The organism is Streptomyces fildesensis (genome assembly GCF_016107395.1).
In the GTDB taxonomy this organism is placed as follows: Bacteria; Actinomycetota; Actinomycetes; order Streptomycetales; family Streptomycetaceae; genus Actinacidiphila; species Actinacidiphila fildesensis.
Genome location: NZ_JAAIKO010000010.1, coordinates 164,293 through 184,958 on the forward strand (window position 1 = coordinate 164,293; position 20,666 = coordinate 184,958).

General features: G+C 70.8%; 18 protein-coding genes, 1 pseudogene and 1 riboswitch. Of the genes and pseudogenes, 8 read left to right on the plus strand and 11 right to left on the minus strand.

Translation table 11 applies throughout. The features are described from left to right. Nucleotides 1-11: 11 nt before the first annotated feature. Together C6N31_RS17665 and C6N31_RS17670 are read right to left on the minus strand one after the other, a co-directional pair. Nucleotides 12-302 (minus strand): DUF4031 domain-containing protein, encoded by a 291-nt coding sequence (locus tag C6N31_RS17665; protein WP_138355908.1) that lies wholly within the window; start codon nucleotides 300-302, stop codon nucleotides 12-14. Nucleotides 303-369: 67 nt separating this feature from the next. After that, nucleotides 370-714 carry a DUF8819 family protein gene (locus tag C6N31_RS17670; protein ID WP_138355907.1) on the minus strand — a complete coding sequence of 115 codons (345 nt, stop codon included), beginning with the start codon at nucleotides 712-714 and terminating at the stop codon, nucleotides 370-372. A 141-nt stretch (nucleotides 715-855) separates the two neighbouring features. Between C6N31_RS17670 and C6N31_RS17675 the strand changes: the two genes are divergently transcribed. Both C6N31_RS17675 and murQ read left to right on the plus strand, forming a co-directional pair. Further along, nucleotides 856-1,752 (plus strand): MurR/RpiR family transcriptional regulator, encoded by an 897-nt coding sequence (locus C6N31_RS17675; protein ID WP_138355924.1) that lies wholly within the window; start codon nucleotides 856-858, stop codon nucleotides 1,750-1,752. A gap of 128 nt (nucleotides 1,753-1,880) precedes the next feature. Continuing rightward, nucleotides 1,881-2,822, plus strand: coding sequence for an N-acetylmuramic acid 6-phosphate etherase (gene murQ / locus C6N31_RS17680; RefSeq protein WP_138355906.1), 942 nt, complete (start codon nucleotides 1,881-1,883; stop codon nucleotides 2,820-2,822). A gap of 147 nt (nucleotides 2,823-2,969) precedes the next feature. Here murQ and groL read toward each other — a convergent pair whose 3' ends face one another. The 4 genes from groL to thrC all read right to left on the minus strand — a co-directional run bounded on the left by groL (nucleotide 2,970) and on the right by thrC (nucleotide 7,142). Next, complete coding sequence (gene groL / locus C6N31_RS17685; RefSeq protein ID WP_138355905.1) at nucleotides 2,970-4,598, minus strand: chaperonin GroEL; 1,629 nt, start codon at nucleotides 4,596-4,598, stop codon at nucleotides 2,970-2,972. Between the two features lie 351 nt (nucleotides 4,599-4,949). Next, the gene (locus C6N31_RS17690) at nucleotides 4,950-5,153 is read right to left on the minus strand and encodes a cold-shock protein (RefSeq protein WP_009339379.1); all 204 of its coding nucleotides are present in this window, start codon (nucleotides 5,151-5,153) and stop codon (nucleotides 4,950-4,952) included. A 418-nt stretch (nucleotides 5,154-5,571) separates the two neighbouring features. Continuing rightward, nucleotides 5,572-5,847: a ubiquitin-like small modifier protein 1 gene (locus tag C6N31_RS17695; RefSeq protein WP_138355904.1), complete on the minus strand. Its 276-nt coding sequence runs from the start codon at nucleotides 5,845-5,847 to the stop codon at nucleotides 5,572-5,574. Beyond that, nucleotides 5,844-7,142, minus strand: a complete 1,299-nt coding sequence (gene thrC / locus C6N31_RS17700; RefSeq protein WP_232485322.1) for a threonine synthase — start codon at nucleotides 7,140-7,142, stop codon at nucleotides 5,844-5,846. Before thrC ends, C6N31_RS17695 begins: the two co-directional genes overlap by 4 nt. A 17-nt stretch (nucleotides 7,143-7,159) precedes the next feature. Then, nucleotides 7,160-7,301: riboswitch (SAM riboswitch) on the minus strand. 195 nt (nucleotides 7,302-7,496) lie between these two features. On the opposite strand from thrC, the gene C6N31_RS17705 reads away from it, so the two are divergent. Together C6N31_RS17705 and C6N31_RS17710 are read left to right on the plus strand one after the other, a co-directional pair. Then, nucleotides 7,497-8,477 (plus strand): glucosyl-3-phosphoglycerate synthase, encoded by a 981-nt coding sequence (locus tag C6N31_RS17705; RefSeq protein ID WP_138355902.1) that lies wholly within the window; start codon nucleotides 7,497-7,499, stop codon nucleotides 8,475-8,477. A 223-nt stretch (nucleotides 8,478-8,700) separates the two neighbouring features. Further along, entirely contained in the window at nucleotides 8,701-10,128 is a 1,428-nt protein-coding gene (locus C6N31_RS17710; protein WP_138355901.1) for an alpha,alpha-trehalose-phosphate synthase (UDP-forming), read from the plus strand. A gap of 86 nt (nucleotides 10,129-10,214) precedes the next feature. On the opposite strand, the gene C6N31_RS17715 is transcribed toward C6N31_RS17710, so the two are convergent. The 4 genes from C6N31_RS17715 to C6N31_RS17730 form a co-directional block, all read right to left on the minus strand. Next, nucleotides 10,215-13,058 carry a PKD domain-containing protein gene (locus C6N31_RS17715; RefSeq protein ID WP_187144922.1) on the minus strand — a complete coding sequence of 948 codons (2,844 nt, stop codon included), beginning with the start codon at nucleotides 13,056-13,058 and terminating at the stop codon, nucleotides 10,215-10,217. A gap of 216 nt (nucleotides 13,059-13,274) precedes the next feature. Next, a complete protein-coding gene (gene otsB / locus C6N31_RS17720; protein WP_138355899.1) occupies nucleotides 13,275-14,126 on the minus strand; it encodes a trehalose-phosphatase in 852 nt (283 codons plus the stop codon). A 108-nt stretch (nucleotides 14,127-14,234) separates the two neighbouring features. Then, nucleotides 14,235-14,474: a DUF3263 domain-containing protein gene (locus C6N31_RS17725; protein ID WP_244809228.1), complete on the minus strand. Its 240-nt coding sequence runs from the start codon at nucleotides 14,472-14,474 to the stop codon at nucleotides 14,235-14,237. A 71-nt stretch (nucleotides 14,475-14,545) separates the two neighbouring features. Further along, a complete protein-coding gene (locus C6N31_RS17730) occupies nucleotides 14,546-15,826 on the minus strand; it encodes an extracellular solute-binding protein (protein WP_138355898.1) in 1,281 nt (426 codons plus the stop codon). Between the two features lie 255 nt (nucleotides 15,827-16,081). On the opposite strand from C6N31_RS17730, the gene C6N31_RS17735 reads away from it, so the two are divergent. From C6N31_RS17735 to C6N31_RS17745, 3 genes are all read left to right on the plus strand, one after another. Further along, complete coding sequence (locus C6N31_RS17735) at nucleotides 16,082-17,014, plus strand: ROK family protein (protein WP_138355897.1); 933 nt, start codon at nucleotides 16,082-16,084, stop codon at nucleotides 17,012-17,014. Beyond that, entirely contained in the window at nucleotides 17,014-18,168 is a 1,155-nt protein-coding gene (gene nagA / locus C6N31_RS17740) for an N-acetylglucosamine-6-phosphate deacetylase (protein WP_138355896.1), read from the plus strand. Before C6N31_RS17735 ends, nagA begins: the two co-directional genes overlap by 1 nt. 75 nt (nucleotides 18,169-18,243) lie before the next feature. Next, a complete protein-coding gene (locus tag C6N31_RS17745; protein ID WP_138355895.1) occupies nucleotides 18,244-19,176 on the plus strand; it encodes a 1-phosphofructokinase family hexose kinase in 933 nt (310 codons plus the stop codon). Here C6N31_RS17745 and C6N31_RS17750 read toward each other — a convergent pair. Then, nucleotides 19,166-20,116 (minus strand): carbohydrate-binding protein, encoded by a 951-nt coding sequence (locus C6N31_RS17750; RefSeq protein ID WP_138355894.1) that lies wholly within the window; start codon nucleotides 20,114-20,116, stop codon nucleotides 19,166-19,168. The genes C6N31_RS17745 and C6N31_RS17750 overlap by 11 nt on opposite strands. Before the next feature lie 240 nt (nucleotides 20,117-20,356). Between C6N31_RS17750 and C6N31_RS17755 the strand changes: the two are divergent. After that, a pseudogene (locus C6N31_RS17755) lies at nucleotides 20,357-20,666 on the plus strand (SAM-dependent methyltransferase); the annotation flags it as partial.

The following is a 20,666-nucleotide window of genomic DNA, read 5'->3' on the forward strand; positions in this document are numbered from 1 at the left end:
CGACGCACTCATCAGGCCGACGCGGCCGACGCGTCACCCGCCGGCGGGGCCTTGCGGCGGCGCAGCCCCGCGCCGATGAGCCGCCGCACGATCTCCTTGCTGCCGACCTCCACCGCGCCCAGCTCGACGGCCGAGGCGTAGCGAGCGGCCGGAACGTCGTAGTGGTCCCGTTCGAACGCCTTCGGCGGGCAGCCGAGCCGCGCGGCGAACGCGTGCAGCTCCTCGTAGGAGACGTCGCTGACCAGGTGCGACCACATGCGGCCGTGCCCCGGCCAGGTCGGCGGGTCGATGTAGAGCGTCATGAAACCGCCGTCCCCTGGGGCAGAGTCCACGTCCGGGACCGGGCCCCGGTTCGGGAGGGTGTCATCGTCAGCTCAGCCCGCCGACCGGGGCGACGACCGCCCCGGCGGTCTCGCAGACCCAGTGCGGGTCGGGCCCGAGCTCCGGTTCGACGGCGAGCCCGTGCGGCTCCTCGCACAGCGGGCACAGCGGCCAGCGTCCGAAGCGCGCCAGCAGCGCGTCCTGGACGTCCTGGGCGACCAGCCCGGCGACGAACTCGATGCCCGCGGGCCACTGCTCGACCCACCAGCGGCGCTGCGCGACGGCGTTCTCGACCAGGGAGACGACGTCCGGTCCGGCTACGTCCCGGGCGGCGAGGTCGGCGAGGATGAGCGCCCGCGCGCCGTGCAGGGCCTCTTCCAGATCACGATCCATCCGTCCATTCTGCCTCCTGTCCCCTTGACGGCCCCACCGCCTGAAAATATCTTTCAAGATGTGACGTACAGCGTGAAGGAAACTTTCCCCCAGCGCGCACGGCCGTCGCGTGACGCGTCCGCCGCCCCCGCCACGTCCAGAGTGCCCGACAGGAGCCCCGACCCCGGGACGCTGGCGGCCACGGTCCGTACGGTCGGGCCGTCGATGACCCGCTCGATGCAGCGGGTCGCCGAGGCCGTGGCCAACGACCCCGCCGGCTGCGCGCACCTCACCGTGACCGCGCTCGCGCAGCGCACCGGCACCAGCGAGGCCACCGTCGTCCGCACCGCGCGGCTGCTCGGCTATCCCGGCTACCGGGATCTGCGGCTGGCGCTGGCCGCGCTCGCCGCGCAGCAGGCGGCGGGCGTACCGCCCGCCGTGACCGCGGACATCGCCGTGGACGATCCGCTGACCGAGGTGGTGGCGAAGCTGGCGCGCGAGGAGCAGCAGACGCTCGCCGACACCGCCGCTCAGCTCGACGTGGCGCAGCTGGAGGCGGCCGTCGGGGCCCTCGCCGCGGCGCGCCGTATCGAGGTGTTCGGCATCGGCGCGTCCAGCCTGGTGGGCCAGGACCTGGTCCAGAAGCTGCTGCGGATCGGGCTGATCGCGCACGCGCACGGTGACACGCACCTGGCCATCACCAACGCGGTCCAGCTGCGGCAGGGCGATGTGGCGATCGCGATCACGCACTCGGGGAACACCCATGACGTCATCGAGCCGCTGCGGGTGGCCTTCGACCGGGGTGCGACGACGGTGGCGATCACCGGCCGCCCGGACGGCGCGGTCACCCAGTACGCCGATCATGTGCTGACCACGTCCACCTCGCGGGAGAGCGAGCTGCGGCCGGCCGCGATGTCGAGCAGGACCAGTCAGCTCCTCGTGGTGGACTTCCTGTTCATAGGCGTCATGCAACGCACCTACGAGACCGCCGCACCCGCACTGTCCGCCTCGTACGAGGCGCTGGCCCACCGGCACAGTCCGCGCGCCTCCCGCTCCTGACCGGAGCCCCCGTCCAGCACCAGCCCCCGATCCCCCGACCGCTATCCGCACACAGGACGCAGCATCATGCTGTGGCGCGATGACGTGGCGCCATGGCTCACCGCTTCACGTAAGGACGTACGAGCCGCATGTCCCCCTCCACCGACTCCGACTACACCGAGCTGCGCCGGGAGCTGGAGACCCTCACCACCGAGGCGTTCCGGCCCGAGCTCTCCGAGATCGACCGGCTCTCCACCCTGGAGATCGCCCGGACGATGAACGCCGAGGACGCCACCGTCCCGGCCGCGGTCGCCGCACAACTGCCGGCCATCGCCGCGGCCATCGACGACATCGCCGAGCGGATGGCGCGCGGCGGGCGGCTGCTCTACGCCGGGGCGGGCACCGCCGGCCGGCTCGGGGTGCTCGACGCGAGCGAGTGCCCGCCGACGTTCAACACCGAGCCGGGGCAGGTCGTCGGCCTGATCGCGGGCGGGCCGGCCGCGATGGTCACCGCGGTGGAGGGCGCCGAGGACAGCAGGGCGCTGGCCGCCGCCGATCTGGACGCGCTGGCGCTGGGCCCGGACGACACCGTCGTGGGCGTCTCGGCGTCCGGCCGCACCCCGTACGCGATCGGCGCCGTCGAGCACGCCCGCTCGCTGGGGGCGCTCACCGTCGGGCTGTCCTGCAACGCGCACTCGGCGCTCGCGGCGGCCGCCGAGCACGGTATCGAGGTCGTGGTCGGCCCCGAGCTGCTCACCGGCTCGACCCGGCTGAAGTCCGGCACGGCGCAGAAGCTCGTGCTGAACATGCTCTCGACGATCACGATGATCCGGCTCGGCAAGACGTACGGGAACCTGATGGTCGACGTCCGGGCGTCGAACGAGAAGCTGCGGGCGCGGTCGCGCCGGATCGTCGCCCTGGCGACGGGGGCACCGGACGCCGCGATCGAGGCGGCGCTGGCCGCGGCGGACGGCGAGGTCAAGCACGCCATCCTGGCGATCCTGGCCGATGTGGACGCGGCCACGGCGGCCCGGCTGCTGGCGAAGAGCAACGGCCATCTGCGCGCCGCCCTGGAGTCGGCCGGCGCCTGACACCGACTGGTTCCGGCGCCTGACGCCCACCGGATCCGACGTGTAGGGCCTGTCCGGGCACACAACGCCCGAGGGCGGCATCCCCAGCTGGGGATGCCGCCCTCGGTCTTACTACGGGTACCGCTGACCGGAGTTCTGACCAGAAGGTCAGAAGTCCATGTCGCCACCGGGCATGCCGCCACCGGCGCCGGCGCCGGCTCCGGCCTTCTCGGGCTTGTCGGCGATGACGGCTTCCGTGGTGAGGAAGAGCGCGGCGATGGAGGCCGCGTTCTGCAGCGCGGAGCGCGTGACCTTGGCGGGGTCGATGATGCCTTCGGCGATCATGTCGACGTACTCGCCGGTCGCGGCGTTCAGGCCGTGACCGATGGGCAGGTTGCGGACCTTCTCCACAACGACGCCACCTTCGAGGCCACCGTTGACGGCGATCTGCTTCAGCGGGGCCTCGAGGGCCAGCTTCACGATCGCGGCGCCGGTCGCCTCGTCACCTTCGAGCTCGAGCTTCTCGAACGCGACGGCGGCCTGGATGAGAGCGACGCCACCACCGGCGACGATGCCCTCTTCGACGGCGGCCTTCGCGTTGCGAACGGCGTCCTCGATACGGTGCTTGCGCTCCTTGAGCTCAACCTCCGTCGCGGCGCCGGCCTTGATGACGGCCACGCCGCCCGCGAGCTTCGCCAGGCGCTCCTGGAGCTTCTCACGGTCGTAGTCCGAGTCCGAGTTCTCGATCTCGGCACGGATCTGGTTGACGCGACCGGCAACCTGGTCGGCCTCGCCGGATCCGTCCACGATCGTGGTCTCGTCCTTGGTGATGACGACCTTGCGGGCACGGCCGAGCAGGTCGAGACCGGCGTTCTCCAGCTTGAGGCCGACCTCCTCGGAGATGACGGTGCCACCGGTGAGGATGGCGATGTCGCCGAGCATGGCCTTGCGGCGGTCACCGAAGCCCGGAGCCTTGACGGCGACGGACTTGAAGGTGCCACGGATCTTGTTGACGACGAGGGTGGAGAGCGCCTCGCCCTCGACGTCCTCGGCGATGATCAGCAGCGGCTTGCCGGACTGCATGACCTTCTCGAGGAGCGGGAGCAGGTCCTTCACGGACCCGATCTTCGAGTTGACGATCAGGATGTACGGGTCGTCGAGGGACGACTCCATACGCTCCAGATCGGTCGCGAAGTAGGCGGAGATGAAGCCCTTGTCGAAGCGCATGCCCTCGGTGAGCTCAAGCTCGAGCCCGAAGGTCTGCGACTCCTCGACAGTGATGACGCCTTCCTTGCCGACCTTGTCCATCGCCTCGGCGATGAGCTCGCCGATCTGGGTGTCGGCGGCGGAGATGGAGGCCGTAGAAGCGATCTGCTCCTTGGTCTCCACGTCCTTGGCCTGCTCGAGCAGCTGGGCGGAGACGGCCTCGACGGCCTTCTCGATGCCGCGCTTGAGGGCCATCGGGTTGGCGCCCGCGGCTACGTTGCGGAGGCCTTCCTTGACGAGGGCCTGGGCGAGAACGGTCGCGGTCGTCGTGCCGTCACCGGCGACGTCGTCGGTCTTCTTCGCGACTTCCTTGACCAGCTCGGCGCCGATCTTCTCGTACGGGTCCTCGAGCTCGATCTCCTTGGCGATGGAAACACCATCGTTGGTGATCGTGGGGGCGCCCCACTTCTTCTCGAGGACGACGTTGCGGCCCTTCGGGCCGAGGGTGACCTTGACGGCGTCGGCGAGCTGGTTCATCCCGCGCTCGAGGCCGCGCCGAGCTTCCTCGTTGAACGCGATGATCTTGGCCATAGAAGTGGTCCTCCCGGACAGGGGTGGATTTCAGTGGACCGCGTGGCGCCCGCGACGGACGGCCTGCCGATCACCGGGCTCTTCCCGGCGCTCGATCGGGCCTCGCCGACCCGGTCCTTCTGTCACTCTCACTGTCAGAGTGCTAACGCCAATGATTAGCACTCGCCCTAGTCGAGTGCAAGCGACTGTGGACAACTCGGGGTCCCGGAGGGGCGCCGCGCGGCTCCCCGAGCTTCGGCCAGGGGTGCCTCCACGACCGCCGGGACCGGGACGCACGAAGGGCCCGCGCCCCTGTCGGGACACGGACCCTTCGGCGTGAGTGCGTAGCGCCGTCGGCGACGCTCCGGAGCTTCAGCCGGCCAGGCGGACCATGTCCGCCTGCGGCCCCTTCTGACCTTGCGAGATCTCGAACTCGACCCGCTGGCCTTCCTCGAGGGTGCGGTAGCCGTCCATCTGGATCGCGCTGTAGTGGACGAAAACATCCGCACCACCGTCGACCGCGATGAAGCCGTAGCCCTTCTCCGCGTTGAACCACTTGACGGTGCCCTGAGCCATCCCTAACTCCCCTATTGCTGGCCCTATCGCGAATCCGCACTTCGCGGACCCGGGTCAGACCTCACCCCCGCCAAGGTCGGGGGCGTGCGCCGGAACGCGTCGACCGCGGCCGAATGTATCCGTACGGATGCCCTCTGCAACAGGTCAATCCGACGAGAATTCCAGGCACGACTGATCGGAAATACGGGGAGGAACAATAAGGATCCGGGGCAACTCGGACCGGACATACCTCGCCTACACGACAATCATCTCGCGAATTTGGCGATAAATCGTCGAACCGCGTGCGGGGCCGGGCGGGAGTCCACCGCAACTGTACCTCGATTCAACTACCGCCCCACACCCAGATGCCCCGCCCACCACAGGGCGGACGGGGCATGAGGCGGGCATGAGTTCACGCGGGACTGGGTAGGGACGGAGGTCAGCCTCCGGCTACCGCCGGAATGATCGAGACATTCGCGCCGTCCGGAACCGAGGTCTGCAGACCTTCGGAAAAGCGCACGTCGTCGTCATTCACATAGACGTTCACAAAGCGCCGCAGCTTGCCCGTGTCGTCGAGAACGCGCGCCGAAATACCCGTGTGGTTCTTCTCCAGCGACTCAAGGATCTCGGAGAGCGTCGAACCCTCGGCCGGGACTTCCGACTGGCCGCCGGTATAGGTGCGGAGAATGGTCGGAATACGAACAGAAGCACTCATGCGAGGCCAGCCTCTCGGAACGCGGCAAGGGTCGGGCGGATGACGGCGGTCGGGCCGGTGGTCGGAGCGACCGCGTCGAGGGTCTTCAGTCCGTCACCGGTGTTGAGGACGACGGTCTCCAGGGCCGGGTCGAGCTGACCGGTCTCGATGAGCTTCTTCAGCACACCGACCGTCACCCCGCCCGCGGTCTCGGCGAAGATCCCCTCGGTCCGGGCCAGCAGCTTGATCGCGGCCACACACTGCTCGTCGGTGACGTCCTCGACCGCTCCGCCGGTGCGGCGGGCGATGTCGAGCACGTACGGGCCGTCGGCCGGGTTGCCGATCGCCAGCGACTTGGCGATGGTGTCCGGCTTCACCGGGCGCACCACGTCGTGGCCGGCCTTGAAGGCCGCGGAGACCGGGGAGCAGCCCTCGGCCTGCGCACCGTAGATCTTGTAGGGCTTCTCCTCGACCAGCCCGAGCTTGATCAGCTCCTGCAGCCCCTTGTCGATCTTCGTGAGCTGCGATCCGGACGCGATCGGGATGACGATCTGGTCCGGCAGCCGCCAGCCGAGCTGCTCGCAGATCTCGTACGCCAGGGTCTTGGAGCCCTCGCCGTAGTACGGACGCAGGTTGACGTTGACGAAGCCCCAGTCCTCGCCGATCGGGTCGCCGATCAGTTCGGAGCAGAACCGGTTCACATCGTCGTAGTTGCCTTCGATGCCGACCAGCTCGCCGCCGTACACCGCGGCCATGACGACCTTGCCGGCCTCCAGGTCGTGCGGGATGAACACACAGGAGCGGAACCCGGCGCGGGCGGCGGCGGCGCCGACGGCGCCCGCCAGGTTGCCCGTGGAGGAGCAGGAGAGCGTCTTGAGGCCGAAGGTGCGGGCGGCCTCCAGGGCGATGGCGACGACGCGGTCCTTGAAGGAGTGCGTCGGGTTGCCGGAGTCGTCCTTGACGTACAGGCCGCCGGTGACACCCAGCTCACGGGCCAGGTTGTCGGCCTTGACGAGCTTGGTCCAGCCCGGGTTCAGATTGGGCTTGTCGACCACGTCCGCCGGAACGGGCAGCAGCGGCGCGTAGCGCCAGATGTTCGCCGGGCCGGACTCGATCTGCTTGCGCAGGGCTTCCGGGTCACCGGTGGGGAGGTCGTAGGCCACTTCGAGCGGCCCGAAACACTCCTGGCACGCGAAGACCGGTCCGAGCGGAACGCGTTCTCCGCACTCGCGGCAGGAGAGCGCGACGGCGGGTCCGAACGCGGGTCCGGTGTCCGGGGTGGCTTCAGTGGTGTTGTCGATGGTCTGCACAGCCATGACGGCGAGGCCCTTTCTCCTCATCTTCCCCGCGGCGACGATCGCCACGAGACGGAATTGGCACCTTCCCCACCTGGCCTCGCGTCGTCGACGACGAGATGTGGCGGGAGGGTTGCCGGGACTTCTGCGGGCCGTTCCCTCAGTCCCTCTGGATGAGCGCTGTGGCACCGGGCTCTCACCCGGGCATTTGTTTTCCGTGGTGACCCCCGGCATGCGGCGGTCACTCGCGTTGTTCAAGACTGTAACCGACGAGCCGGACACTTGAGATAGTCGTCCGAACCGCGAGACGGGCCACACAGGGTCCCGTCACGGGGTGGATTCCATGCCCAACCGTCACATCAGGGAGTCAAGCACGTGCTGCAAGAGGTGGAGCGCTGGCTCGATCGACGGTCCTGGTCCGCCGCCGACCGGCCCCTCGAGCGGCTGCTCGCGGCCAAGCGTTCCGCGGGCGACCGGGGCACGGTGAGCGTGGTGCTGCCCGCCCTCGACGAGGAGGCCACGGTCGGTGCGATCGTCCGCACCATCCGCGACGAGCTCATGAGCGGTCCCGTGCCCCTGGTGGACGAGCTGATCGTGATCGATTCAGGCTCCACGGACCGTACGGCGGAGGTCTCGGCGCGCGCCGGAGCCCGGGTCGTGCACCGCGACGAGATACTCCCCGACCTGCCCGCGGTGCCCGGCAAGGGCGAGGTGCTGTGGCGTTCGCTGCTGGTGACGAGCGGCGAGATCGTCTGCTTCATCGACGCCGACCTGCGCGACTTCGACGCCGGCTTCGTCTCCGGCATCATCGGCCCCCTGCTGACCGAGCCCGGCGTCCAGCTGGTCAAGGCCATGTACGACCGCCCGCTGGAGACCGGCGACACGATCGTGCCGGCCGGCGGCGGCCGCGTCACCGAACTCGTCGCCCGCCCCCTGCTCAACCTCCACTGGCCCCTCCTCGCGGGCTTCGTCCAGCCCCTCGGCGGCGAGTACGCGGCCCGCCGCTCCCTCCTGGAACGGCTGCCCTTCCCGGTCGGCTACGGCGTCGAGCTCGGCATGCTCATCGACGCCCTGAACACCGTCGGCCTCGACGCGCTGGCCCAGGTGGACGTCGGCGTCCGCCACCACCGCCACCAGGACGGCCAGGCCCTCGGCCGCATGGCCGCCACGATCTACCGCACCGCCCAGGTCCGCCTCGCCCGCGGCCAGCTCGTCCGCCCCGTCCTCACCCAGTTCGACCGGGCCCCGAACGGCGGCTTCGCCCCCCGCACCCACCAGGTAGCAGCCGAGGAACGCCCCCCGATGATCACCATCCCCGAATACACAGCCCTCCGCGGGGCACGCCGCACAGGCTGACAACCCAAGCCCTCTCCACCACCCCCTCACGGAGCCCGGGGACGTGAGGGGGACGGGGCCGGAGGGGTGGGGTTTCGAAATGCTGCCGAGCTATTTGTGAGCCGCCAGGCTCGTAAATAGTCGATTTCGAAGCCCCACCCCGGAGGACCCGGCCCCCGCAACCACCCCCGCGGCGAAGCCGCCACCACGTTTGCGTCGCAGGACACCTGGCTAGGCTGGCGGCATGGTCGCTCACCGCGCAGCCCCGATCCTCGTCGCCTCCAACCGCGGGCCCGTCTCCTACACCCTCGGAGAGAACGGCACGCTGACCGCCCAGCGCGGCGGCGGCGGACTGGTGTCCGGCCTCAGCGCCATCGGCCCCGACGCCGGCGCCGTCTGGGTGTGCGCCGCCATGAGCGAGGGCGACCGCGAAGCGGTCCGCCGCGGCGAGGGCGACGCGCAGACGCGCATGCTCGGCATCGAGCCGGACGTTTTCGCCGCCGCCTACAACTCCATCGCCAACTCCGTGCTGTGGTTCGTCCACCACCTGCTCTTCCAGACCCACCTGGAACCCCTCTTCGACGAGGACTTCCGGCAGGACTGGGCCTCCTACGAGACGTACAACGCCGCCTTCGCGGACGCGCTCGCCGAGGAGGCCGCGGAAGGCGCCACCGTCCTCGTGCAGGACTACCACCTGTCACTGGCCCCCGCGATGCTGCGCGAGCGCCGGCCCGACCTGCGCATCGGGCACTTCTCGCACACCCCGTGGGCGCCGCCGGACTACTACCGCCTGCTGCCCGACGACATCGGCGCCCAGCTCCTCACCGGGATCCTCGGCGCCGACCGCGCCGCGTTCCTCACCCGGCGGTGGGCCGAGGCCTTCGCCGCGTGCTGCGCGGACGTGCTCGGCGCGGACGTCGGCCACGACGCCGCCGGGGAGCTGACCGTCACCCACGAGGGCCGCACCACACGGATCGGCGTGCACGGCCTCGGCGCCGACGCCGACTTCCTGCGGGAGCGCTCGCACCAGGACGACGTCGAGGAACGGCTGGCCGCACTCCGCTCCGAGATCGGCCCCGGCCGCCGCACGATCGTCCGCGTCGACCGCACCGAGCTCTCCAAGAACATCGTGCGCGGCTTCCTCGCGTACCGGCAGCTGCTCACCGAGCACCCGGAGTGGCACGAGCGCGTCGTGCACATCGCCTTCGCGTACCCGTCACGCCACGATCTCGCGGTCTACCGCGAGTACACCGCCGAAGTGCAGCGGGTGGCCGACGAGATCAACGCGGACTTCGGCACCGCCGACTGGCAGCCGCTGCTCCTCCACGTCAAGGACGACTTCGCGCGGTCGCTGGCCGCGTACCGTCTCGCCGACGTGGCCCTGGTCAACCCGATCCGCGACGGAATGAACCTCGTGGCGAAGGAGATCCCGGTCGTCTCGGACGACGGGGTGGTCCTCGTCCTGTCCCGCGAGGCCGGCGCCTACGAGGAACTCGGCGACGACTCCCTGGTCGTGAACCCGTACGACCTGCGCTCCACGGCCCGTGCCCTGCACGAGGCCCTGACCCTCGACAAGGACGAACGCACCGAACGCACCAAGCGCCTGGCAGCAGCGGCCACGGCCCTCCCCCCGGCCGCCTGGTTCCTGGCCCAGCTGAACGCGCTGGCCTGACGTATCGAACGAGGGCCCGGTGCCCGCATCCAGGAGGATGCGGGCACCGGGCCCTCGGCTTGCCGGTTCAGGTGATCAGGTGGTGATCAGGCCACGTAGCCCTGCAGGTCGACGACGATGTCGGCGAATCCCACCGGGATGGAGATGTCGAAGTACCCCTCGGGGGACAGCGGTACGAGAGCCAGGCCGGGAACAGTGCTGCCCGCCGGGAAGTTCAGGATCGACGTTCCCGGTTGCGAAGCGCCGTCCGCGTAGGCGGTGAGGAAGCCACCGGCCAGCGTGTTGGCCGCCGTGACGTTCACCAGAACCGCGTGTCCCGTACCGGCGCTCCCGCCCGCACCGGGCACTCTGATCCGCATCGTGCTGCCCGCGCCCAGATTGCCCTTGTACCCGCCGGTCCCGTCACGGGTGTCGACGAGCCGGCTGGGGGTCGTCGGCATGAACGGGTCACCGCCCTGCGCGGGATCGACGAAAGCACCCTGCAGGTCGGCGATGAGGTGCACGCCGCCGCTCTGGTTGTACAGCAGCACGGTGCCGTCCGCCGCGATCGGCACCGTGACCTGGTTGGACACGATCTGGCCCGTGGAGAAGTTGAGGCTGGAAGTGGTTGGCGGGATGCTGGTGGGCGCCGCGCTCACGAAGCCGCCGCCCACGGACTCGGTCGCGGTCAGGTTGAGGGTGACCGCGTTCGCCCCGGCCGGTACGCCTGCGGCGCCCCTGACCTTGAGCCGAACGGTGCCGCCCGGGCCGAGCTTGCCCTTGGGCGCGCCGGTTCCGTTCCGGGTGTCCAGCAGCCGGACCGGACCGGCGGACGGAAGGCTGTGGAAGCCCCCTGAGGCGGGGTTCCCGACCACGTCGGCGTAATACCCCACGACGTCCGCCAGCAACTGGACCCGGCCGCCCGCTCCGTTGTAGAGCGCGACCTTGCCGTCGGGGCCGACCGGGACGAGCACGGCGTTCGCCACCGTCTGTCCGGCGGTGAAGTTCAGGCTCGACGCCGTGGGCCGGGAGGTGCCACCTGAGTAGGCGGTAACGAAACCGCCGGTGGTCGGCTCGGTGGCGGTGATGTTCAGCAGCACCGCCGTCACATGCCCGTTCGCGGGCACACCCGCCCGCCCGGTCACCGGCACCTGCACCACACCGCGAGGACCGACGCTGCCGGCCGGAGCACCGTTCCCGCTCCGGGTGTCCAGCAGCCGCGCGGACGGCACGGGCACGAACGCACTGCCCGCCGTGACCTGCTGAAGAGAGGCGGCCGTCCGGTCGTGGTCGTCCTTCACCGTCAGCGTGACGACGTAGGTGCCGACCGCCGCGTAGGTGTGGACGGGGTCGTCGGTGACCGGGGTGCCGTCGCCGAAGTCGTAGCGGTAACTCGCGACCGGCCAGGGGCTGACGGTCGCGGACGGATCGGCGGTGACGCGCAGCGGCATGCCGTCGGTGCCGCTACGGACGGCCAGGTGGGCGGCGACCGGTGCGGGCGGCGCGACGACGTGGCTCTGGAGCACCGTCGCGGTGTGGCCGAGAGCGTTGGTCGCGGTCACAGCGACCTTGTAGGTGCCGGGCGCCGGGTAGGTGTGGCCGACGGGAAGCGTCGCCGAGGTCACCTGGGCGCTGCCGTCGCCGAAGTCCACGGAGTACTGCGTGATGGGCACCCAGGTCGCGGTCGCCGCGCCGGTCACGGTCACATCCAGCGGAGCCTGGCCCGCCTTCGGTGTGACGTTGTAGGTCAGCGCCATCGGGTCCTGGAACTCGAACGCGCCCCGGTCGTGGTGACCCGCGCCGGTCCCGGTGTCGGCGACGAGCGGGTCGTCGACACGGGGAGAGCCGTGCAGGTCGGTGTCCAGCTGGCCCGGCGCGTTCGCGTCGGCTGAGTCGATCATGGGCGAACCCTCTTGGGGCGTCATGAACGCGCGGGGAACAGCAACGTCGTGCGCCCCTTGTCCGGAAGCCTGCTGGAATGCGGGAATACCGCCATACGTCTGGTCCGCCCAGCGGTACGCGTTCGGCGCGTCGCTCGTCACGACGTTGTAGTCCGCTGTCGTACCACTGGTTGAAGCGGCCGACACCGCAAGGGTCAGATACTGGCTGGAGGAACATCCCTGCGGGGAGCGGCCCGAGAGCTTCAGGAGAACATTGTTCTCGACCGTCGCCCCGGAAGAATTTCCTGCCAGCTCCACGCCGGCACCGCAGTTCGCGCCGATCGTGTTGCTGGTGACCACCGTGCCCGGCGCATCGGTCACGGCCACCGCGCGACCGATGTTGGTGACCATCTGGTTGGTCGAAACGACAGCGCGCACCACTCCCGGATCGACGCTGATGGCGTCGCCCGGCGTCATAGTGACCCGGCTCCGGCTCACCGTCACATCGCTGCTCTGCCCGGTCACCCGGACAGCGGGATAGGTGACTCCGCCGGTCACGCTCTTCCAGCCCGAGCTCTGGATCCACGCGTCGTTCACCGTGATCCGGCCGGAATCCGTGACGAGCACGGCCTCATGCCCGCTCTTGGGCGTGAAGTGCTCGAACGTGACGTCATGGACGCCCTTGAAGCTGACGGCATGCAGCAGGTCCTGCTGGATGCCGATCACCACGGCGCCGGGCACGACGGTCTTCTCGTACCCCGGCCCGGTGAAGGTGATCGGCGCCTCGGGTGTACCGGACCGGGTGACTTCCACCGACTCCCGGTAGTTGCCCTTGGCGATCCGCACCGTCTGACCCGGCTCGACGATCTTCGCCGCCGCCGAGATGGTGCAGAACGGTACGGCCTGGCTCCCCGCGTCGGCACTGGCGTCCGAGCAGGTGGCGGAGCCGTTGTCGACGTACAGATTGCCCGCGTCGGCCTGCGCGGCCTGCGCCATGACGCCGAGTGCCGGCAGGCCGGTACCGATGAGCAGGGCCGATACAGCAAGCCCCGTTATGCGGGCTTTGCGCACGGCATTGACCCCCAGAAAAGTCGCGATGGACGCTCCCACGGCGCATGGGCCGCCCCCCGGCGGCTGCGGCATCGTGCAGCTGACAGATCTTCGCAGATCAGGCGCCGCCGGCACAGCCCCGGAACGTCACGCGACCGACCCCGGCCTCCCGTGCGGGGAGCGATGCGGGCGCGCCGCAGAAACCCTCGGCACCGCCCGCGCCCCCGCCGGAGGCGGTCAGTGTGCTTCGAGCGCGTCCGCCAGGGCGTTGAGGAGATCCACCACGCCCTTCGGGCCGTCCACGACGAGGTCGGAGCGGGCCACGAGTTCTGGGGGGACCTCGCCGGAGGCGGTGCCGCTGCAGACGAGGACGCCGGGGAGGCCTTCGCCGCGGAGGCGTTCGACGGCGCCGAAGGCGGCGAGGTCGCCGAGGTCGTCGCCGGCGTAGAGCACCGAGCCGGCGTCGGCCTCGCGGAGGTAGGAGGCGAGGGCGACGCCCTTGTCCATGCCGGGGGGCCGCAGTTCCAGGACGAGGCGGCCGGGCTCGACGATGAGGCCGTGGCGGGCGGCGAGTTCGCCGAGGGGGTCGCGGAGGGCTTCGAACGCGGCTTCCGGGTTCTCGGTGCGGCGGGTGTGGACGGCGACCGCGCGTCCCTTGTCCTCTATCCAGGTGCCGCGCCAGGCGCCGATCCGGTCGAGGAAGCCGGGCAGCTCGGCCCGTACCGCGTCGACGCCGGAGTGGTCGCCCGCGGACTTCACCTCGCCGCTGACCGCGTCCCAGCGCTCCGCGCCGTAGTGCCCGAGGACGACGAGCCGCTCCAGTCCCGGGACGCCGGCGAAGCCGCCGTACCGGACCGCGACGCCCGCCGGGCGGCCGGTGATCACCGCGACCGCCCCGAGGTGGGGGGCGAGCCGGGCGAGTGCGGGCACCGCGCCCGGGTGGGCGCGGGCGCTCTCGGGGTCGGGCACGATCGGCGCCAGGGTGCCGTCGAAATCGAGGGCGACCACGGCACGTTCGGGGTTCGCGAGGAACGCCGCGAGCCCTTCCTTGCCGTCGGACGTGGACGAGGTCAGCAGGTGACTGCTCATGACCCCGACCCTACCGAGGGGAGGAGGGGCAGAGGAGGGGGCGTGCGAAGCACTTCGTTGGAAGGGTGGTGGCGGGCGCCGGGCGGGCACACGGGAGCATGCGCGCGTTCAGCGCGAATCGCGGCGGGTGTCCCGGGCGCGGCGCAGCCGGTTGACGGTCACCGGGTCGTGGGCGAGTGCCCGGGGATCGTCGAGGAGGGCGTTGAGGAGCTGGTAGTAGCGGGTGGCCGACATGCCCAGCTGCTCCCTGATGGCGCGTTCCTTCGCCCCGGGCCCCGCCCAGGTGCGGGCGGCGAGGTCGAGGACGGCCCGGTCCTGGCCGGTCAGGCTCTCGCTCTCGCTCTCCACCCGCGTCTCCTCCACATGACCGGCGGCCACTTGTCCGGCCACAACGTGACCCGTGGCCACCCGACCCGTGACTATTTGACCTTCTCCGCGGCGTCCTGGTTCTCGGCGAACCGCTGCAGGTCGCTCAGAACCGTCTTGGGGTCGGCGTGCACGGCGCTGCCGAGGACCTTCTTCATCTGGTCGCTGACCGGTCCCCACGAGGTCTTGTCGACCGGGTAGAACTGGGCGGACGGCAGCAGGTCGATGAACTCGATGAGGTCCTTGTCCTTCGGGTCCTTGCGCATCGCCTGCATCGCCGAGTTGGTCACCGGCAGCAGCCCGTACTCGTCGAGGAACTTGATCGAGTTCTCGGGGCTGTAGGAGAACTGCAGGAACTTGCCGATCTCGCCGCGGTGGCCGTTCTGCTTGAAGGCCATCATCCAGTCGGCGACGCCGAGGGTCTCCGCCATCTGGCCGCCCTCGCCGGGGATCTGCACGGCCTTTACCTTGATGCCCTTGGCGAGGGCCTGCTTGAGCAGCGTCGGGTGGCCGTTGACCATGCCGGCCTTGCCTGCCAGGAAGGCGTCGAAGACGGTGCGGCGGTTGGTCTTGGCCGGGTCGCTGCTGCCGGTCAGGCCGGGCTGGACGAGCTTCTCCTTGAGCCACTCCATCGCTTCGACGTTCGGCTGCGAGTCGAGGGTGTAGCTGCCGACGGTGTCGGTGTACGAGCCCTGCTTGCCGAGCATCCAGATCAGCGATTCGGCCTGCGCCTCCTCGGGGCCGAGCGGCAGCCCGTACGGCATCTTGACGCCGTGCTCCTTGAGCTTCTTCGCGTCGGCCTCGATGTCGGCCCAGGTCTTGGGGGCGCTCTTGATGCCCGCGTCGTCGAACAGCGTCTGGTTGTAGAAGAACATCCGGGAGCTGGAGACGAAGGGGATGCCGTACTGGGTGCGGTTCTGCTCGCCCGCCGCGGCGAGGGAGGGGATGAAGTCGGCCTGGGTGCTGATCGGGAACAGCTCGTCGGCGCTGTACAGCTGGCTCTTGGACGCGTAGGCGGCGTAGGAGCCGATCTGGGCTATGTCCGGCGCCTTGCCGGCCTTGACCATCTCGGCGACCTTGGTGTCGACGTGGTCCCAGTCGATGACCTGGATGTCCACCTTGATGCCGGGGTTCTTGGCCTCGAAGGCGCGGCCGAGCTCGTCCCAGTACTTCTTGGAGCTGGTGGCCGCGTCGGTGCCGTAGTCGGCCGCGACCATGTGCAGGGTGACATCACCGCCGAGTGCGCTGCTGCCACCGCATCCACTGAGTGTCGTCAGAGCCAGCGCCGCTGCGATACCCGCTGCCGCCGTGCCCAGGAGTCGTCGCCGGTGCACCGTTGTCCTACCGCCTTCATCCGCTTCATGCGCCCGCCCCCGCGCGTTTCCGGGGGCGTCAAGTGCCCGAGTCTGCCCGCGCTGCCCACCCAAGGTCTACACCACGGCTGTCTCGCTTCGGCAACACCCTTGCCCAACAGCGGGGACAGAAGGGATGGAAGCCCGCAGACCAGGCGATTCGCCTGCGCCCGAAGGGTGATCTTCATGGCGTAAGTGGACTAGACCTTTCCCTGAGGAGAGGGGACACTGTCCTGCGTGAGACACGTCATCGCGCTCGATGTGGGCGGTACCGGAATGAAGGCCGCCCTGGTCGGGGAGGACGGCACGCTTCTGCATGAGGCGCGCCGTCCGACCGGACGGGACCGCGGCCCCGAGGCCGTGGTCGCCACCATCCTCGGCTTCGCCGCCGACCTGCGGGACCACGGCATCCGCGAGTACGGCGAACCCGCCGCCGCGGCCGGCGTCGCCGTGCCCGGGATCGTGGACGACACGGCCGGCATCGCCGTCTACGCCGCCAACCTCGGCTGGCGCGACGTACCGCTGCGCGCGCTGGTCTCCGAACGGCTCGGCGGCATCCCCGTCGCCCTCGGGCACGATGTGCGCACCGGCGGTCTCGCCGAGGGCCGCATCGGGGCGGGCAACGGCGCCGACCGGTTCTTCTTCCTCCCGCTGGGCACCGGCATCGCGGGCGCCATCGGCATCGACGGCCGCATCGAGGCGGGCGCGCACGGCTACGCGGGCGAGATCGGTCACATCGTCGTCCGGCCCGGCGGACCCCTGTGCGGCTGCGGGCAGCGCGGCTGCCTGGAGACGCTGGCCTCCGCCTCCGCCGTCTCCCGCGCCTGGGCGGCGGCCAGCGACGACCCGGACGCCGACGCCGCCGACTGCGCCAAGGCGGTCGAATCCGGCGACCCGCGCGCGCTGGCCGTCTGGCGCGAGGCGATCGACGCGCTCGCCGACGGCCTGGTCACCGGCCTCACTCTTCTGGACCCCCGGGTCCTCATCATCGGCGGCGGTCTGGCCGAAGCTGGGGACACACTCTTCGGCCCGCTGCGCGCGGCGGTCGAGGAGCGCATCACGTTCCAGAAGCTCCCGCTCATCGTCCCCGCCGCCCTCGGGGACACCGCCGGATGCCTGGGCGCGGGTCTGCTCGCCTGGGATCTTCTCTCCGTGGAGGTAACCGCCTGATGGCCCCCGTAACGACAACGCAGCGCACGGTACTGACCGGTGCCCGTGTGGTGCTGCCGTCCGGCGTGGTGGAGAACGGCCGGGTGACCGTCGACGGCGGCCGGATCGTGGCCGACGAGTCCGCCGAGGCCGGTACGGTCGACCTCAGCGGCTGCACGGTCGTTCCCGGTTTCGTCGACATCCACAACCACGGCGGCGGCGGGGCGTCCTTCACCTCGGGGACTCCGGAGGAGATCCTCACCGGCGTCCGCACCCACCGCGAGCACGGCACGACCACCGTCGTCGCGTCGACCGTCACCGGCGAGATGGACGTCCTGGCGCAGCGCGCGGCGCTGCTGTCCGAGCTCGTCGAGCAGGGCGATCTGGCCGGCATCCACTTCGAGGGCCCGTTCATCTCGCCGTGCCGCAAGGGCGCGCACATGGAGTCGCTGCTGCGCGACCCCGATCCGGCCGAGGTCCGCAAGCTCATCGACGCCGCCCGCGGCACCGCCAAGATGGTCACCCTCGCCACCGAACTGCCCGGTGGCCTGGACTCGGTGCGGCTGCTCGTCGAGCACGGCGTGATCGCCGCCATCGGCCACACCGACGCGACGTACGAGCAGACGATCGAGGCCATCGAGGCGGGCGCGACCGTCGCCACGCACCTGTTCAACGCCATGCCCACGCTCAACCACCGTGCCCCCGGCCCGATCGCGGCGCTGCTGGAGGACGAGCGGGTCACCGTCGAGCTGATCAACGACGGCACGCATCTGCACCCCGCCGTGCTGGAGCTCGCCTTCGGCAGCGCGGGCGCGGACCGGGTCGCGTTCATCACCGACGCGATGGACGCGGCCGGGTTCGGGGACGGGCACTACGACCTCGGCCCGATGGCCGTCGAGGTCAAGGACGGGGTGGCCCGGCTCGTCGAGAACGGCTCCATCGCCGGCTCGACCCTCACCCTGGACACCGCGTTCAAGCGCGCCGTCACCGTCGACCGGCTGTCGCTGGCCGACACCGTGCGGGCGATCTCGGCCAACCCGGCGCGGCTGTTGGGCCAGTACGACCGGATCGGCTCGCTGGAGGCCGGCAAGGACGCGGACCTGGTGGTGCTCGACGCCTCGTACGACCTGGTCGGCGTGATGCGCAAGGGCGAATGGATCGTGCGGCCCTCCTGAGGCCGCCGGGACCCCTTCGTGACGGCGGTTCGCCACCCCCTGGGCGGGCCGCCGTTCCTTTGCCATCATCGACGCGTGATCATCACCGTCACGCCGAACGCCGCACTGGACATCACGTACCGCGTTCCGCGTCTGCTCCCGCACACCACCCACCGGGTCTCCGAGCCCGTTGAACGGCCCGGCGGCAAGGGTCTCAACGTGGCCCGGGTGCTCGCCGCGCTCGGCCACGAGGCCGTCGTGACGGGCTTCGCGGGCGGGCCGACCGGGGAGGTGCTGCGCGAGCGGCTGGCCGGGCTCGGCACCGTGCGGGACGCGCTCGTGCCGATCAAGGGCACCACCCGCCGCACCATCGGCGTGGTCGACGACGCGACCGGCGACACCACGATGTTCAACGAGGCCGGTCCCACCGTCAGCGCGGCCGAGTGGGCCGCGCTCCTCACCGGCTACCGGGAGCTGCTGGCCGGGGCCTCCGCCGTCGCCCTGTGCGGCAGCCTGCCGCCCGGCCTGCCGGTGGGCTCGTACGCGGAGCTGATCCGCGAGGCCCGCACCGCGGGCGTCCCCGTCCTGCTGGACACCAGCGGCGAGCCGCTGCGCCGCGGCCTCGCCGCGCGCCCGGACCTCATCAAGCCCAACCTCGACGAGCTGACCCGGCTCACCGGCTCCACGGAGCCCGCCCACGCCGCGGAGGAGGCCCGCAGGCGCGGTGCGCGGGCCGTGGCGGCCTCACTGGGCGCCGAGGGCATCCTGGCGGTGACGGAGGACGCCACGTGGCGGGCGGTGCCGCCGGACCGGCTGTCGGGCAACCCGACGGGCGCCGGCGACTCGGCCGTCGCGGGACTGCTCTCCGGCCTCGTCGAGGGACTGGACTGGCCGGGCCGGCTGGCCCGCGCCATCGCCCTGTCCGCCGCGACCGTACTGGCGCCCGCGGCGGGCGAGTTCGACCGGACGGTCTACGAAGAGCTGCTCGGGCGCGTCGAAGTGACGGCCGTTCCGCGCGCTACTTCTTGACCTGGCCTTCCTTCATCCACACCTGGTCGAGGTTGACGCCGCACTTGTTGCCCGGCGCGCAGGTGAGGGCAAGGGTGTTGGAACCCTTCTTCAGATCCACCCACACGTAGGTGGTGGCCCACGCCTTCGTCCAGTCGGCGGTCTTCATGTAGTTGTGCATGTTCACCGGGTTGGTGCGGAGCTTGCCGTTCTCATTGAGCGTGAGACCGGCGTCCTCACCGACGTTGCCGAAGCTGATGAACAGCGTGTACGTACCGTCCTTCGGCACGTCGAAGGTGTACGCGGCACTCGCGCCGACGGCGTTCAGACCGCCCACGGACGTACCGCCCGCGGCCTTGGCGCCCGGCATCGCGTTGGTCCGCGCGGCGCCGCCGGACAGGACCAGCGTGGCGGCGTCCACGACCTTGGACGAGAACTTCTCGGGGGCACTGGCGGACTGGCTCGGCGTGACGGGGGCGCTGGAGGACGGCGGGGTGGACGGCTTGTCCTCCGCGTTGTCCTTCTTGCCGCCGCCCTGCGTCATCGCGAAGCCGATGCCGATGGCGACCGCCACGACCACCGCGATGGCGCCGATGAGCAGCCCCTTGCGGTTCGGTCCCTGCGACCCGCCGCCGCTGCCGCCGCCGTGCGGGGCGTACTGCGTCTGCTGCTGGGTGTACTGGGGCGGCTGTGCCTGCTGGGGCTGCTGCGGCGCGTAGCCCTGGTCGTGGCCCGGCTGCGGCTGGGGCTGCTGCGGCGGGTAGCCGTAACCGCCCTGCTGCGGCGGGCGGCGCTCGCCGACCCGCTGGACCTGGTTGTACGACGTGCGTGGCACGCCCGGCTGTGCCACCGTCGCGCCCTCTGGGGCCGCCCCGGAACTCTCGCCCTCGCCGCCTTCGGAGCGGTAGAGGTACGCGAACGGGTCGTCGTTCTCAGAGGCGCCGTTGTTGCCGGCCGTCATCCGCTGTTCACTCCCTAATGGCACATGCCCATCGCAGCGCGGTGCACCCATGGCTCATGATCGATTAGTCCGCGGCGCGGTCACAAGGCCTGCGCTCTCGCCTCCGCGGCGTCGCGGGCGGACATGTTTGACCCACGGAACCCTACCCGGGTCGGACGACTGCCCGCTCTGGCCTTCGACGCACCACCTGGTACTTCCGGTTCCCCTGTGACGGGACGCACGTCCTACGGTGGTCCCGTGATCGACGAGGACGGCTCCGCATGGCCCGGCTGGCGGAACGCCACAGAACGCGCCCTGTACGGGCCCGGGGGCTTCTTCGTGCGGGAACGGCCCGCCGCGCACTTCCGCACCTCCGTACACGCCTCCCCGCTCTTCGCACGGGCCGTCGCCGCACTGCTGCTGCAGGTGGACGAGGCGCTGGGCCGGCCGGACGGGCTGGCGCTCGTCGACGTCGGCGCCGGGTCCGCCGAGCTGCTGACCGGGGTCCTGGCCGCCCTGCCGGCCGAGGTGGCGGCCCGGGTCGCCCCGTACGCCGTCGAGCGGTCCGCGC